The sequence below is a fragment of the Flavobacterium sp. GW821-FHT11G01 genome (genome assembly GCF_058808175.1).
Genome location: NZ_JBXARK010000010.1, coordinates 189,989 through 206,678, shown reverse-complemented (window position 1 = coordinate 206,678; position 16,690 = coordinate 189,989). Strand labels below are relative to the sequence as shown.

8 protein-coding genes are annotated in these 16,690 nt (G+C 31.3%); all 8 read left to right on the top strand.

Annotated features, from left to right (window positions below; all coding sequences use genetic code 11):
• The first annotated feature begins 6 nt into the window (after positions 1-6).
• Positions 7-3,972, top strand: coding sequence for a thioesterase domain-containing protein (locus tag AC1RRN_RS17915; RefSeq protein WP_492968614.1), 3,966 nt, complete (start codon positions 7-9; stop codon positions 3,970-3,972).
• A gap of 75 nt (positions 3,973-4,047) precedes the next feature.
• Positions 4,048-4,764, top strand: a complete 717-nt coding sequence (locus AC1RRN_RS17910; protein WP_492968613.1) for a thioesterase II family protein — start codon at positions 4,048-4,050, stop codon at positions 4,762-4,764.
• Positions 4,764-6,404, top strand: a complete 1,641-nt coding sequence (locus tag AC1RRN_RS17905; RefSeq protein WP_492968612.1) for a cyclic peptide export ABC transporter — start codon at positions 4,764-4,766, stop codon at positions 6,402-6,404. Before AC1RRN_RS17910 ends, AC1RRN_RS17905 begins: the two co-directional genes overlap by 1 nt.
• A 15-nt stretch (positions 6,405-6,419) precedes the next feature.
• Positions 6,420-10,862 carry an amino acid adenylation domain-containing protein gene (locus AC1RRN_RS17900; protein ID WP_492968611.1) on the top strand — a complete coding sequence of 1,481 codons (4,443 nt, stop codon included), beginning with the start codon at positions 6,420-6,422 and terminating at the stop codon, positions 10,860-10,862.
• A gap of 14 nt (positions 10,863-10,876) precedes the next feature.
• Positions 10,877-11,515 carry a 4'-phosphopantetheinyl transferase family protein gene (locus tag AC1RRN_RS17895; protein WP_492968609.1) on the top strand — a complete coding sequence of 213 codons (639 nt, stop codon included), beginning with the start codon at positions 10,877-10,879 and terminating at the stop codon, positions 11,513-11,515.
• A 13-nt stretch (positions 11,516-11,528) separates the two neighbouring features.
• Positions 11,529-13,469: an alpha/beta fold hydrolase gene (locus AC1RRN_RS17890; RefSeq protein WP_492968608.1), complete on the top strand. Its 1,941-nt coding sequence runs from the start codon at positions 11,529-11,531 to the stop codon at positions 13,467-13,469.
• A 315-nt stretch (positions 13,470-13,784) separates the two neighbouring features.
• Positions 13,785-14,675 (top strand): DUF6734 family protein, encoded by an 891-nt coding sequence (locus AC1RRN_RS17885; protein ID WP_492968607.1) that lies wholly within the window; start codon positions 13,785-13,787, stop codon positions 14,673-14,675.
• Positions 14,676-14,680: 5 nt separating this feature from the next.
• On the top strand, positions 14,681-16,642 hold the full coding sequence (locus AC1RRN_RS17880; RefSeq protein WP_492968606.1) for a lanthionine synthetase LanC family protein: 1,962 nt from the start codon (positions 14,681-14,683) through the stop codon (positions 16,640-16,642).
• The last annotated feature ends 48 nt before the right edge of the window (positions 16,643-16,690 follow it).

Sequence of the window (16,690 nt, the reverse complement as noted above, 5' to 3'; positions counted from 1 at the left end):
ATTGATTTGTTTGAGGATCAGGTATCTAAAACCCCTGATAACGTGGCTGTGGTTTTTGAGGATACCCAGTTGAGCTACCAGGAGTTAAATGCGAAGTCGAACCAGCTGGCGCATTATTTAAGATCCCAGTATGGTATAGTTGCTGATGATCTTGTGGGTATTAAGCTTGAGCGCAGCGAGCTTATGATTGTTGTTATTTTGGGTATATTAAAATCGGGAGCAGCTTATGTTCCTATTGATTTGAACTACCCAGCCCAGAGGATTTCTTATATAGAGCAGGACAGCAAGAGCAAGATTGTTCTTGATGAACAGGCCCTTGCAGATTTTGTATTGGTTCAGGATAATTATTCTACCGATAATATTGTGAAGATCAACAAGCCGGATGATTTGGCTTATGTGATCTACACCTCTGGAACTACAGGTAATCCAAAAGGAGTGATGGTGGAACACAGAAATGTAGCCAATTTGATTATTGCTCAGACAAATATGTTCGATATAGAAGAAACCGAAAATATTCTGCAATTTTCTAATATATCCTTCGATGCTTCGGTGGAGCAAATATTCTTAGCGTTGTTAAATGGAGCTCGTTTAAGCATTATTAATAGAGAGACAATATTAGATAATGAAAAATTAGAAGAATTTCTAGTTCAAAAACAGATTACTCATTTCCATACAGTTCCATCTGTCTTAGAAAATATTACCTTACAAGATTACTCTTTTTTAAAACGTGTTATATCTGGGGGTGATATTTGCTCTATTGAATTATCTGATAAATGGAATAAATACTGTAAATTTTATAATGAATATGGTCCCACAGAAACTACAGTAACATCGACTGAACTATTATGTAATAAAAAAATATCAATTGGTAGTCCTATATCGAATACCCAGGTTTACATTTTGGATGATTCCCTTGGAGTTGTTCCTGTTGGAGTAGGCGGCAAGCTTTATATATCGGGTGCTGGTCTTGCCAGAGGTTATCTGAACAGGGCAGAGCTTACCCAGGAGAAATTCATCGCTAATCCTTTTATAGCCGGAGCACGCATGTATGATACCGGTGATTTGTGCCGTTGGCTTTCCGATGGTACTATAGAGTATCTAGGCAGGAAGGATGACCAGGTTAAGATTAGAGGTTTTCGAATCGAGCTTGGAGAGATTGAAAGTGCTGTTTTGGAATATTCATCATCAGTAAAACAGGTTGTTGTAGCAGTTAAGGCTAGCGGGGATGACAAGGTGCTTGTGGCCTATGTGGTTGGAGATGTTGATAAATCGGATTTGAGAAGTTTCCTTGAGAAGAAGCTTCCTGATTATATGGTACCGGGTTTTTATGTTGAGCTTGACGCGATTCCCCTGACCCCTAATGGAAAGATTGACCGTAAGGGCCTTCCTGATGTTTCGGGAGGGGATTTGATCCGCAAGGAATACATAGCCCCCCGCAGCAGGGAAGAGAAGGTTCTGGCTGGTGTCTGGCAGGATGTCCTGAAAAGGGATTCGATCAGCATCAGGGACAGTTTTTACAATTTAGGAGGGGATTCAATAAAGACGATCCAGATTGTTTCGCGTTTGAAACAACAGGGTTATAGCCTTAAGATCAAACAGATTCTTCGTATTCCTGTTCTGGAAGATCTTGCCCAGTATATGGAGCTTAGTACGCGTGATGCTGATCAGTCTTTGGTTTTAGGAGAAGTTTTACTGACTCCTGTTCAACATTATTTTTTCAGTGACGCTTCTTTTAAGGCTCACAATCATTTTAACCAGTCAGTTGTTTTAAGAAGCGTTGGTGTTCTTGATACAGAAATTATAGCTAAAAGTCTTGGATATCTTATAGGTCATCATGATGCGCTTCGCATGGTTTATAGATTGGATGACGGGTTATGGAGGCAGTTTAGTGAAGGATTGCCTGAAGATACTCTTTCTGTAGATTTTTATGATTTTCAGCATGAGTCTGATGCTCTTGCATTGATGTCAAAAAAAGGGGATGAGCTTCAGTCAGGTTTTGATCTTGGGAAGGGACCTTTAATTAAGGCGGCGCATTTTCGACTTCAGGACGGAGACCGTTTGGTGCTAATTATTCATCATTTGGTTGTAGATGGTGTTTCATGGCGTATTTTACTGGAAGATTTCTCTACTCTTTATGGGCAGTACAATGCAGGATTTACGGCGACACTTCCTTTAAAGACAGATTCTTTCCAACATTGGTCACAATTGCAGAACCAGTATGCTTTAAGCGGGATGCTTGAAGCTCAGAAGCCTTACTGGGAATCCTTAGAGCACGAGTTGTTGCCTGTGTTACCTTTAGACAAGGAAATGACAGGCAGTACTATAAAGCTGGACCGCAGTATTTCTTTTAGCCTGGATCGGGATATTACAGAAACCTTACAGACACAGATTCATGATATTTACAATACAGAGATTAATGACATTCTTCTTACCGGTCTTGGTCTTGCCTTAAAAGAAGTTTTTGGTTTGAACCAAAGTGTCATTAAGATTGAAGGACATGGACGTGAGGATCTTTTCGAAGATACCGATATTAGTAGAACTGTTGGCTGGTTTACTACGGTTTACCCATTTGTTCTGAGTGTCTTACAACCGGAATCACTGCTGAATCTTGTAAATGTAAAAGAGTCTTTGAGAAAAATTCCTCAAAAAGGAATCGGTTATGGTATGTTAAAATATCTAAGGCCAGATTTTCAGAGTACTTTGGTTCCAAACATAGAGTTTAATTACCTTGGAGATTTTGGAGATAATGTAAGCAATAGTGAGGATTCTTTGTTTTCCTACGGTTCGGAGAATGTAGGTTCGTCGAATTCAGACTTGAATCAGAGCGGTGTATTATTAGGAATCTCCGGCATGCTTGTTTCAGGACAGCTTTCAATGTCTTTGGCTTTTAGCAGCAGTTTACATGATTCTTCCACGATGGAAGCGCTTTCAGGCTCCTATCAAAGAAACCTTGTAGGGCTTATAGAGGAGCTTAGCGCCGTGAAGCAAACCCGTATTACGTCTTCAGATCTGAGCAATAGAACTCTCTCTACAAGAGAAACCAACGATTTAGTGAATGAAAATGTCACCAAGACTGCATTAACTAAAAATTTTAATAAAATTTTAGAATGGGCTGTTTTTTCTAACTATAGTTTTATAGATGAACAAAAACCGAACCTTGTCGTTATTCATGAAGGACAGGGATCTGTTTTGGGCTATAGAAATCTTCTTGATGGATTAAGAAACTACTATAATATTTGGACTTTCGAGTTTGAAAAAAATATTTTTTCACCTACATCAATTTCTCCAAATCAGATTCCCTTTGATTATGCAGAAGAAGTCAGAACTTTATTTGAAGGATATAATAATGTCACAATTTTAGGTTGGAGTTATGGAGGATACCTCGGATATTTAATGACAAATTATCTAGAAGAAAAAGGCTATATGGTCAATAGGTTATATATGATTGATACAGATAGTTATGTAAATCCTGAATATGAAATAAATAATAATAAGGAATATTTTACAGAAGACAGAAAATTATCAATAAAGAATGAAAAAAGATTATTAAGCGATATGTGCCCTAGTATTGATTTGTCTGAGTTCTCACAAATAAATGATATTGATATATTTTGGAGCACTGTAAAGCAAAAGATTAAAGCAGATCAATACAGTTATAAAGTTCCTGAAATATGGAATACATTTTTTACGAAATATTATTCTGAAATGGATCTTCACCAGTGTATTGAAAAAATTAATCAAATCAGAACAATAGGACTAGATTTGCCTCAAAAGCATAAAATTCCGGCTTGCAAAACTGAGGTAGTATATTTTAAAGCTAAAGAATCTGATGCTCAGCTTAATCAATTTTGGTCTGATTTAACTACATCTTCTTTTGAAACTTTTGAGATATCGGGAACACATAAGACTATAATGCAGAAGCCTAATGTGAATTATATAATCGAAATAATAAAAAAATCTTTTAAAAAATAAGAAGAGCAAAAAGTATTATCTCATTTAAAAAACATATCAAATGAGATAATATTGATTTGCACTAAAAAGTACAACATGAATAAATTAAATAATGTAAAAGTAATAGCATTTCCCTTTGCAGGAGGCAGTAAATATTCTTTCCATAATATTTTTAAAGATCTTCCCCAGGTTAATGTTATAGAATATCCAGGCAGAGGCAGGAGAATGAACGAAAAATTAATGGATAACATTGACCTTTTAATAGAAGATTTGCTTCCAGCAGTTAAGGACCAGATTAATAACTGTGAAGAATATATAATTTATGGACATAGTATGGGAGCTTTAATTGGTTATCTGATTTGCCATAAAATAAGGGACTTAGGAATGACACCTCCAGTAAAACTAGTGGTAAGTGGAAGAAAACCTCCATTAATTGCAAAGAAAAAAGATTTATCTCATTTACCAGACAATTTATTTTGGGAAGAAGTTATAAAATTGGGAGGTATTCCGGACGAACTGCAGAATCACCCTGAATTGATGGAGTTTTACATCCCTATTTTAAAATCTGATTTTAAAATAATTGAGAACTATAATCATGTCGAAATCGAGAAACTTAACTTGCCAATAGATGTGTTTTATGGGACAGAAGAAGATATTACAGAAGAAGAAATAATTCAATGGCAAAATGAAAGTACAAAAAAAGTAACTATAAAATCATTGGAAGGAAACCATTTTTTCATATTTAATAATGAAAACTATTTTACTAACTATTTTAATGATCTGAATAAGAAATTAAATTTATCAATAAACTAATGCTTAAAATATCTATTAAAAATTTTATTTATTTGATATTATACTCTATCCCTAATACTATTTTCAGTTTTGGAATAATTTATATAATTAATAATGTGATTTCAAACGGGAAGAATTTTCTAACTGATTATATGGGAATCGTTTTTGTATCAATTGTTATATATACTTACCTGCTGAATATAATATTTCAGAAAAATTTAAATAAATATTCATTTGAAATACTTTGTGAAAACGAAAACAAGCTGTTTGACAAAGTTTTGACAGCCAATATGATTACGATAGAAAAATTTGGTTTTAAGAGATTTTATACAGTAATTGAAGATTTGCGAACCTTCTCTGCTTTTCCTCAGGTGTTAACACATACCGTCAATTCCTTATTAATGCTTCTTTTATGCATGATTTATTTGTTTACACTCTCAACGTATGCGGCTACAGCAATAATATTCTTAATAATATTAATTGCAGCGGTATATTTTTTTGTCATAAAACTGATGTCCGAAAAAGTAAGTGTCCTGAGAAAATACAATGAGCACTATTATAATTATGTCAATGACCTGATTAAAGGTTTCAAAGATTTTAAAATGAGTTCACAGCGAAGGGAGAATTTAAGAAATAAGTATTTGTATCCCAATAGAGAGCATGTGAAAAAATTGGATTTTGAGATAAACTATGTTTTTTTATCGATCAATATGATAAGTCAGTATGGCTTATATATAGTAATAGGGGTAATACTTTTTCTTTTGCCGGAATTAGGATTACTTGCTGAACAGGATGTTATATCCTATGTTGTCATCTTATTGTTTGTTTCAGGGCCTATAAATAATCTAATTAATATGCAGAACATTTATACCAGACTTAATGTGGCAAATAAAAGAGTTAAAGAATTTTTATTGGATTTCGACGGCCCTGAAAAGGAATCTGTATATGATGAAAATATTACAGAGGAGTTCAAGTCTTTAGCTTTTGATCAAGTTTTTTTTAAGTATGAAAATTACGATAAAGACAGCAGTTTTGTATTAGGACCACTTAATATTACAATAGAAAAAGGCGAAACCATATTTATAGTCGGTGGAAATGGGAGTGGTAAAAGCACTTTTATAAATCTCCTGACAGGCTTATATGAGCCATCTGAGGGAAAAATCATTTTGAACGATAGTGTAAGAATTCAAAACCAGCAAAGTATACAGAATATGACCGCAGCTGTTTTTACAGATAATCATATTTTCTCTAATAATTATGACGAGTACTTATTGGAAAAAAATTCTAAATATAAAGAATTATTAAGATTAATGGAACTTGACAAAGTTGTAATGGATGATAGGGAAGAATCAGCTAGAAGGCCATTTTCAAAGGGTCAAAGCAAAAGAATGTCATTAATTTTTGCTCTTTTGGAGAATAAACCAATTTTAGTTTTAGATGAATGGGCGGCGGATCAGGATCCTTATTTTAGAAAATACTTTTATGAACATCTGGTTCCCAAATTAAAAAAGGAAGGAAAAACTATTATTGCCGTAACTCATGATGATGCTTATTTTAGCTACGCAGACAGGATTATTAAGTTTGATTACGGATCAGTAACAAAAGATTTCAAGACGAAAGATCAAGCTCTTTCAGGGAAAAACTTATGGTATGATAATTAAAGCACAAGAAAAAAAATGAAACTAACTTTACCACAACAGGATATATATTTTGAACAATTACTATATCCAAGTGATCCAATTTATAACATCGGGGCAAAAATTGAAATTAAAGGTAATCTTGATCTTTTGATTCTAAGAAGTGCTTATAATGCCATGATAAACCAACATGAGACTTACCGAAGCGTCTTTATTAAAACGGATGACGAAGTGGAAATGGAGTTTGTAAATGAACACAACTCCGAGCTAGGTTACAGTGATTTTAGCACTTTTGAAAATCCAATTGAGATGGCAGATGATTATATGAATAAAAAATTCTCAATTCCGTTTAATTTATTTAGCAAGGAAATGCTGCATTCTTTTGTATTAATCAAACTGAGAGATAATCATTATTATCTTTTTTCAATGTATCATCATATAATTACAGATGGGTGGGGAACTTCACTTATGTTTCAGAGGCTGGTGCAAAATTATAATGAATTATTGGCTTATGATGGTATTAAAACTTATTATCCTTTTACTTATCAAGACTTTATGGAAGATGATCGACAGTATCAAAACTCTTCGGTCTATTATGAAAATAAAGATTACTGGAAGCAGAAGTTCAGGATACTTCCAGAAAATTTATTTGAAAAAATCGATAAATCATCAAAAATATTTAAAAGTGAAAGAAAAGAATTAATAATTAAAAGAGAGGTATATGATGAACTAAATGCTTTAGCATCCCAACTAAACAGCTCAACATTTAATTTGATTTTATCTGTTTTTTATATTTATTTCGGACGAAAAAACCAAAATAATGATTTTGCAATCGGATTACCTGTTCTAAATAGGAGTAAAGCTAAATATAAAAAAACAGTTGGACTGTTTATGGGAATCTCACCCTTAAGAATGCAATTCAGTTTTAGTGATACTGTGGTCGATTTTTTGGAAGAATTAAAAAAACAGCTTCGTCTTGATTATCGTCATCAAAGATTTCCATTAGGAAAATTAATTAAAGAACTCGAATTGTTTGCGCAAAAAGAACGACTATTTAATATTGTTCTATCCTATGAAAAGCAGGATTATTCGGTTAATTTTCTCAATACTAAAACTAGCGTAATTCCATTAACTCATAAATCTGAAAGAGCTGCCTTATCAATATATATTAGGGAATTTGATCAGTTTGAAGATGTTAAAATTGATTTTGACTATAATACTAGCTATTTCAATAGTTCTATGATTGAAGAAACAATTAATCAGTTTGAAGTTTTAATTGCAGATATCTTAACGAATCCTCATAAAAAAATTTGTGACTTGAATTTTCTATCGGAAATTGAAAAAAATAAAGTATTATTTGAATTCAATCAGACTGAAAAAGAAGGCTCTTCAGTTAACACAATTTTGAACCTGATCAGTTCACAGGCAAAGATGGTGACTGGAAAGATAGCTGTATTTGATGATCATAAATCTTATTCATACTCTGAGATTGAAAATTTGTCTAATAATATTGCATCATATATTTTAAATCTCTGCGGAGATGAGGATAGACTGCCTATTGCTGTTCTTATAAGCAGATCTGCCGATATCATTCCAGTTCTTTTAGGAATATTAAAGACAGGAAGGCCTTACATTCCTCTTGATCCTGCATTTCCTGAAAATAGATTGAGACATATTATAAGTGACAGCAAAGCAAAATTAATGATTTCAGACAACACTTTTGAAATCAAAAACTTTGTAGCGACTGAAATAGTATCGATTGAAAACCTTTTCCGATTAAATGAAAAGGTTGAACAAAGAAAGAGTTCTACCGAAATTCTTCCACAAGATTCAGCGTACATCATTTATACTTCAGGTACAACAGGTTTGCCTAAAGGAGTGGAAATTTCGCATGGCTCATTGCTTAATTTTTTAATAAGCATGCAGCATGAACCTGGTATTGAATCAGATGATCTTATTTTTGCTGTAACTACGTATTCATTTGATATTTCAATTTTAGAATTTTTTGGGCCCTTAATCAGTGGTGCATCCTTGTTTATTGCGCACCAAAATCTTTTGTCTGATCCAGATGCTATTATTGAAAAAATAACTATTCTTAAGCCATCGATCATTCAGGCTACACCTAGTTTTTATCAAATGTTGCTCAACGCGGATTGGAAAGGCGGTAAAAAAATAAAGATTTTATGTGGAGGAGATTCACTGAAGGAGTCTTTGGCTGAGAAACTTTTGCTCTCATGTGCAGAGCTCTGGAACATGTATGGTCCAACGGAGACTACAATCTGGTCAAGCATTAAAAAAATTAGCCATTATAAAGAATCATCAAATATCGGCAAGCCAATAAAAAATACCCAAATCTATATTTTGGATGAGTTTTTAAAACCTGTTGCAATTGGAACTTATGGATTTCTTTACATTGGAGGTCAAGGTATAGCAAAAGGATATTATAATAATGAAAATTTGACGGCTGAAAAGTTTATTGTTAATCCATTTTTAAATAATGATATTATTTATTCTACAGGCGATATTGGAAAATGGAATTCAACGGGAGAAATTGAGTTTTTGGGCAGAAGTGATAATCAGTTCAAAATAAGGGGCTTTAGAATTGAAACCGGAGATATTGAAAATCATCTCAATAGTATAGATGAGATTAAAGATTCCGCTGTTATAGCTAAAAAAGAAAGTGTAGGAGATTATTTTCTGATCGCTTATGTCCAAAAAGCCGTTGACTTAATAAATGAAGAAGAAATTTTAAAAAAGTTGAGCAGGGAACTGCCGTATTACATGATACCCCAGATAATAATTTTAGTTGATGAATTTCCTCTTACTCCTAACAAAAAAGTAGACAAAAAGAGATTGTCGGAAATGGATATTTCTAAAAAATCAAATGATTATATAATTCCAGAAACTTTTATGGAAAAAGAACTGGCAAAATTGTGGGGGCAAGTTTTAAATTATGATGGAGAAATAGGCTTAAATTCTAATTTTTTCGCTCTGGGTGGTCATTCATTAAGCGCAGTCAGATTAAGCAGATTGATTTCCGAGCATCTTTCGTACTATTTCTCACTAAAGGAAATTTTAGATAATCCCACAATAGGGCTTATGGCAAATAAAATGAAGGAAATAGGTGAATCGAAGCAAGATATTCTGCCGATTTGTGGTTTTAAAGAATTTTATAATTTAACTCCTTCGCAAACTAATATCTGGATTGGGTCTTTAAGGCATAATACTTCAGTTGCATATAATATGGTATCAGCATATTATATTGAAGGCAATGCCGATTACAGCAGACTTGAAGAATCAGTTAATTTTATAATTAACAAGTTCGAAATTTTAAGAACAAACTTTGTAGAGATTAATGGAACTCCTTACCAGAAAATTAACGCATCTGATAAAGCAAATTTTAAAATTTCAGTAAGTGCTCAAAATATTGCAACGCTGCAGGAAGCTATGGATCAATTTGCATATTCAAGATTTGATCTGGAAAACGATTTATTGATTAGAGGAAAAGTTTTTAAGCTTGAAGAAAATAAAAATATACTACTTTTTGCTACACATCACATCATAATGGATGCACTGTCTCTTGAGGTTTTTATAAGAAATTGGACGAAAAATTACAATAGAATATATACTCCAACATTTTTGGATGAAGAAATTCTAGAAAATCAATTTAAGGATTATTCAGAGGAATTAGGCAAAAGAATACAGGATAGAAGTTTATTCACTGAGAATTGGTGGAAACATATTATGGATAACTTCAAGCCTAAAAGATCTTTTGAAAAAGATTTTGAAAACAGTGAGAGCAAGCAGGATGGAGGACAGTTTAAATTTGAACTGGATTCTGATCAGACAGCACTATTAAAAAAAATAGCTTTTGATCAGCAGACTACAATTTTTACTGTTTTAATAAGCATTTTAAATCTATTGATTTATAAAGAATCTCATCATAATGATATCTGTATCGGGATCATTGATTCGGGAAGAGATATTTTTGATTTAGACCATCAAATTGGAATGTTTGCCAAAACTATTCCTTTAAGAACAAAAATTAGTGGTGATAAAAACTTTTCTGAATTGCTAAAAAATATACAGAATAACCTGCTTGAACTTAAAAATTATGACGATTTTCCATTTAATCAATATCCTCAGACTTTATTTGATGCTCTTCTGGTATATCAGAATCCCGATTTTTCATATGAAGTAATTGAAGAGTTTAATGACTTTAAATTGAAATCTTACCAGATCCCACCTAAGTATTCCAGAGTACCGTTAGTTTTTAATTTTTATGAGCATTCAGGAAGTCTGAAGTGTATTATAGACTATAATGCAAGTGAGTATGGCCAGCAGACTATTAACTTTTTGGCTGTTAAATACTTCAAGATTTTAGATGAAATTTTAAAAAATCCATTATTAAGTATAGACATGATTGATTTGAGATTAGAATACGAAAAAAAATCCAATTTAGATTTTGAGTTTAACTTTTAACTTATTTAAATATTTTGATATACATCTATTATGCACAGATATGCGAGAAAAGACATGAAGATTTATTACATTTTGTGTTGCCAAAACTTCCAGTAGAATTTCAGGAGAAAATAAAAAGATTTAGAAGATGGCAGGATGCTCAGGTTTCCATACTTGGCAGAATTTTGTTATTAGAGGGAATGAGAGAAATTTACAGTTGTAATACTGAGGATCTTTCAATCAAATACACAGCACATAATAAGCCCTTTTTCGAAAACAGTTTAATAAAATTCAATATCTCTCATTCTGGGGAGATTGCAGTGTGTGCTTTCAGTGCTGATTTAGATTTGGGTATTGATATTGAATTTTTAGCTGATATTCAAATTGAAGATTTCTACTCTCAGATGACAGAAAATGAGATGGAAGTTATACGATCTTCGAATGATGCTAAAATTGCTTTTTTTGATTATTGGACACAAAAAGAGGCCGTGATAAAAGCGCATGGAAATGGACTGTCTGTTCCACTTCAATCTTTTGAGATTTTAGAAAAGCATACAAATATAAATGGTCAGAATTATTTTCTGCAGGAAGTCCATATTGAGAAAAACTATAAATGTTATATTTCTCAAAAAACACCTATTAATGACTTTTCAATAAAAAAAATAAAAAAATAAAAAAATAAAAAAAATGAAAAATAGATTACTTATTATTCTTTTGCTATCTCTTCTGTCTAACTATTTGTTTTGTCAAACAAAAATAATCCGTTTTGATAAATCAGCATCTTTTTTTCCTGACGAAGAAATTCTAATTAAAGAGGATATTGAATGGGGTTATCTGTCAGTACCTGAAAATTGGAATAAATTAAATGGTAAAACAATAAAAATTGCAGTAGCTGTTTTAAAATGCAGATCAAAAAATAAGAACCCCGATCCGGTAGTTTACATTCCTGGAGGACCAGGTGCTGGTGGAATAGATGGTATTTTGGGTTGGATCAATCATCCTTTGAGGATGGATTCAGACATTATATTATTGGACCCAAGGGGAACTGGGTTTTCCCTACCAAGATTTTGTCCTGTTTTGGGAAGAGCATTTTTAGAAATACTGGCAAAAAACCAGAATAGTAGTGAAGACGAAAAACAAAAGGCGATGGTAGCTATGGAGTGCCGACAGGAATTAATAAATAAGGATATAGATTTAGAATCCTATAACAGTGACGCTATTTCTAAGGATTTAAACGCATTAAAAAATGTTTTACATTATAAATCTTGGAATGTTTACGGAGTATCTTATGGGACATATATAGCCCAAGTATATGTGAATAATTTCCCTGCTGACATTAAATCATTAGTACTAGATTCACCGGTATCAGACATTACCAAATACTACAATGAAAATACAAGTAATTATATGTCAAGTCTTTCTAAAGTTTTTTCAGAATGCAGAAATAATCCGAAATGTGACAAAGAATATCCAGATTTAGAAAATATTTATTATAAAACAATTAAGGAGTTGTCTAGAAATCCTCTTACTGTGAAAGTAAATAAAAAAATAATTTCAACTGGAAAATTTACCTATAATTCAGAAGATTTTAAAATTGCTGTGCATCAGTCATTGTACAATAAAAATTTAATTGAACTTCTACCTTTGCTAATTAATGAGTTTTATAAAAGAAATACAAATACATTAAGTTCTTTGGTTGAATCTTTTTCAAGATCGCTCAGCCTTGATTATGGATTATACTACTGTGTTACATGCAATGAAGTAATACCGTTTAATTCTTTATCACAATTTAATAATGATGCAAAGCAATTTAAAAAAATAGATGGGGGGCTTTCCTTTTACAAGTCGGATTTTTTAGTTTGTGAAAAATGGAATATTAACCTTAGTACACCTGCAAGCCATCCATATGACTTATCAAATCTATCTGCAATAAAAAGTCCTGTCATGATATTTTCAGGAGAATTTGATCCGATTACGCCAATTTCAAATGGGAGATCTGCAAAAAACAAGTTTAAAAATGGAAGACTTATAGTGGCACCTGCTTTTGGTCACGCTCCAGGGTTTTCAGATGTAGGAAAAAGTATCGTGGCAAATTTTGAAAGAAAAAATGACAGAAAAACAACTGTAAGTGAATTCAATATTAAGAACAAAGTTAATTTTCTATCCAATATAAAAATTAATGGAGGAGTATCTAATTTTGCAAAAAGCATAAAGGAAATCAATATATTTTTCGCTGCACCAATAGTTACGGCGTTACTAATAATTTTATTATCTTTTTTTTATGACATTTATTTGTTGTTAAAAAGAAAATCACTCCTCAGAGCAGAAATCATTATGAAAATATTACTGAGTTTAGCAACATTATTTGGGGTGTTTTTTATTTCAGGTCTTATTATGGCATTAGTGGATGCTTTCAAAATAAATTTTTACATATTGGCCTTTGGGGTCACAAATCAGTTTGAAAATCTATTTTTTATCCAATGGATTTTTCTTTTTTTTACTTTTATTTCGTTACTATTTTTTGTTTTAAAAGCAACAAAAATTTCAAATGGAACTGTTGTATTTACTGTGTTGTTTTCCTTAATTATTCTAAATATATATATTCAATATTGGGGCTTTTTATTTTAAAAATTAGTAGACAAATAGATTTATAGAGTAATGAAATTGTCAGCTAAATAATAAAAACGGAGTTTATTTTAATTTGATGGTATTCCACTATCAAATTAAGTATTACTTCTCGATAGACTTGATCCTAATGAAATAGTGAATCAAAATTTATAATTAATGAACTCAATTACAATTGAATGAATAAATGTTGATTTTTAAATATTTTAATAGGTAATATGCTGAATTTTAAGTGTTAGCACAAGAGTGGTGTAAAATCGGTTTGCAGTAAATTATAATTAAAAAATGTTATAAACAATGCTAATGTAAAAAAAAAGAATGAAAATAGTTCAGAGCTTATGGGTAAAACCCAGCCTTAAAAAAGAAAATTTTAATATTTCAGATCGAAATAAAGGAGGCTGGGTAGATAAAAAATATAATTATATGAGCTGGGCACTAAGTTGTCTCCAGTTTAAAAAATATTATAATAAAGTTGAACTAGTAACAGATTCTATTGGTTATGAGTTGCTTATAGAGAAATTAGGACTTCCTTATTCTAAAGTAGATATTGCCCTTGACCAACTTAACAATTATCATCCTGATTTATGGGCCTTGGGTAAAATACAAGCATACAGTATTCAAAATGAACCTTTTATTCATGCTGATGGAGATGTCTTTATTTTTAAAAAATTTGAAGAAAGTTTTGAAAAATCTCCGTTAATAGCTCAGAATCTGGAGACTGAATTTGGTTATTATTATGAAATATTTAAAAATATTGAAGAGAATTTTGATTATGTCCCTCAAGTTCTTATAGAATCTAAAACTATAAATGGTGGAATTATTGGAGTAAATGCTGGACTGTTAGGCGGTTCAGATTTTTGTTTTTTTAAAGAATATACGGATGAAGTTTTTAAATTCGTGGATCGTAATTCTTCAAAATTAGGTATGATAAATATAGGAATGTTTAATACAGTTTTTGAACAGTATTTATTTAAAGCGATTGCTGAGAAAAGAGAGATTGATATCTCTTTTTATCTATCTAATGTAAATCATGCTTTTGATGGCTTAGCAGATTTTACAGGACTGCCTAGCAAAACTAATTATATTCATACTGTGGGTGTATATAAAAGAATGAAATACATTGGTGATTTATTAGCTATGAGACTGCAGTTAGATTACCCGGAGTATTATTATAGAATTTTAAATCTTATACGTACACATCAAATTTAATAGCGATGAAATTAGATATAATTAAAAAGACTGGTGTTTTGTCAGAAGCAGAAGAATTTTCAAAAGTGCTTTTGAATCTGAGCTTAGAAGAACTAATTGAAATTGCGACGTCAAATTTAAAGAATTCAAAAGAACGTTTAGCGTATAGGAATGTTGAAAATATTGAAAATGGTATTTCTGGCTATTTATTATTTTTATTGGAGTTTTATAAATATTCAAAGCAAGATGTTTATTTAAGCAAAGCAGAATCTTTTGCGAATTGTTTGCTGATTTATTGTTCTAAAAATCCAACTAATAATTATTCATTCTACTGCGGAAGATCAGGTTTTATTTATTTTTTACTCCAGCTTTACGAAATAAATAAAAATGAGTTATTGATTGAGAAATGTGAACAATTACTTATTTCGTGTGAAGACGATTATCTCGAGTCTACTTATACTTCAGATTATCTTTATAATGGAAGAGCCGGAACATTAATAGTTTTAACTGAATTGTTTAAGAAATCGCAATCCGAGAAAACATTGCAAATGATAAACAAGTTTGTCAATAAAATAATTGAAAATGCGATATTAACAGAGACTGGTATTTCTTGGAAAGCAAAAGAAGAATTGAATCTGAAAAATTCATGTGGCTTTGCAATGGGGGCATCTGGAATTCAGTATGTTTTAAAAAATCTCAGTTCTGTGATACCACATCAGTCATTAAACTATATTATAGATGAAATTGACAAGTATAAAGAGTCTTGCTGGGATGAAAAAAAACAAAATTGGTCAAATTTCGAAAAAGACATCTTCAACAGTGCGCAATTAGCTAAATATAAAAACGAACATTTAAATAATGAATTTTCTATTTACACACCTTCAACTGGCTTGTTTTGGCATAGTGGAGCTGTTGGCATTTTGCAGTCATGTAGTGATGATCAAAAGTATAATTTCAATTTTAATATTGAGGCATTGAATGATTTGCCAAGGAATATTTTTGAAGGATTATCTGGTATTGGTCTTTATTTATTACAGAATAATGATTCCGAATCTCAGAGATTAAATTTGAAAATTATTGTAGATCAAATTTTAGCAAGAAAGACGACCATACCTTTAACTGGTGGTTTCTTATTTGGGGAAATGGGAGTCAATTATTTTTTGTTAAAATGTTACACAATGGAGGAATTTCCTCAAAGTATTATAAATCCAATGTTCAATAAGGTTATAGATAAAGTTAACTATATCTTAGAAATTGATATAAAGAGTGTGAAAAAACAGTTACTTTCAAAAACTTATGGCAGAACTATAGAAGTTTTAGATAAAATTTTTCAGGAGAATTTAACAAATTATTTGAGCGATGAGAATTGTAAAACGGACCTATCGGAAATTGAAAGATTTGAAAATTTTATGGATCAAAATTTTCTACTAACTAATACTCCAATTCATAATGTTATTCAAGACATTTTCAACTTAGAAAAAGAAAAAAAAAACTTTTTATATATGGAGCCCAGAAGTTCGCTCAATCTATACATAGAAAAATTAATATACAATAATAAAATTATTAAACTTTTAAATCATAAAGATGAATTTATTTTAGATCAAAAAGTAAAAATCATAGAGAATTTAAAAAGCGTAGTGACCAAATGGGATTGGGATTCAGATCCTAGATTTAATTTGATACAAAATTTTTATAACGATCCATCACACTATGAATTTCTCCTACTGCCTTCGTATGAGTACGGACTAAATGAGTATGCATTAAAAATTGATGGTTTGATTTTGCATCGTTTTGACTCTCCAAAAAAAATTTCAGAAGCATTAAATGAAATTAAATTTTTTTGTAAATCTCAACCTGAAAATGTTGTAAAGGCATTTTTAACTGACACGGGATCAACAAATGTAGAAGACTTTATAGAAAGATTAGATTTTTTAGTTCTGCATAAAGTGAAACAACTTATTTATGATGGGATTTTAGAAATTATTTAAAAAAAAATGTCACTGTAATAGTCATTTTTAATAAGATTAGAAAATTGT

What these genes read in the sequence shown, in the direction of transcription:
- AC1RRN_RS17880 (WP_492968606.1), top strand. Translation starts at nt 14,681, where the DNA reads ATGAAATTAGATATAATTAAAAAGACTGGTGTTTTGTCAGAAGCAGAA.
- AC1RRN_RS17910 (WP_492968613.1), top strand. Translation starts at nt 4,048, where the DNA reads ATGAATAAATTAAATAATGTAAAAGTAATAGCATTTCCCTTTGCAGGA.
- AC1RRN_RS17890 (WP_492968608.1), top strand. Translation starts at nt 11,529, where the DNA reads ATGAAAAATAGATTACTTATTATTCTTTTGCTATCTCTTCTGTCTAAC.
- AC1RRN_RS17900 (WP_492968611.1), top strand. Translation starts at nt 6,420, where the DNA reads ATGAAACTAACTTTACCACAACAGGATATATATTTTGAACAATTACTA.
- AC1RRN_RS17885 (WP_492968607.1), top strand. Translation starts at nt 13,785, where the DNA reads ATGAAAATAGTTCAGAGCTTATGGGTAAAACCCAGCCTTAAAAAAGAA.
- AC1RRN_RS17905 (WP_492968612.1), top strand. Translation starts at nt 4,764, where the DNA reads ATGCTTAAAATATCTATTAAAAATTTTATTTATTTGATATTATACTCT.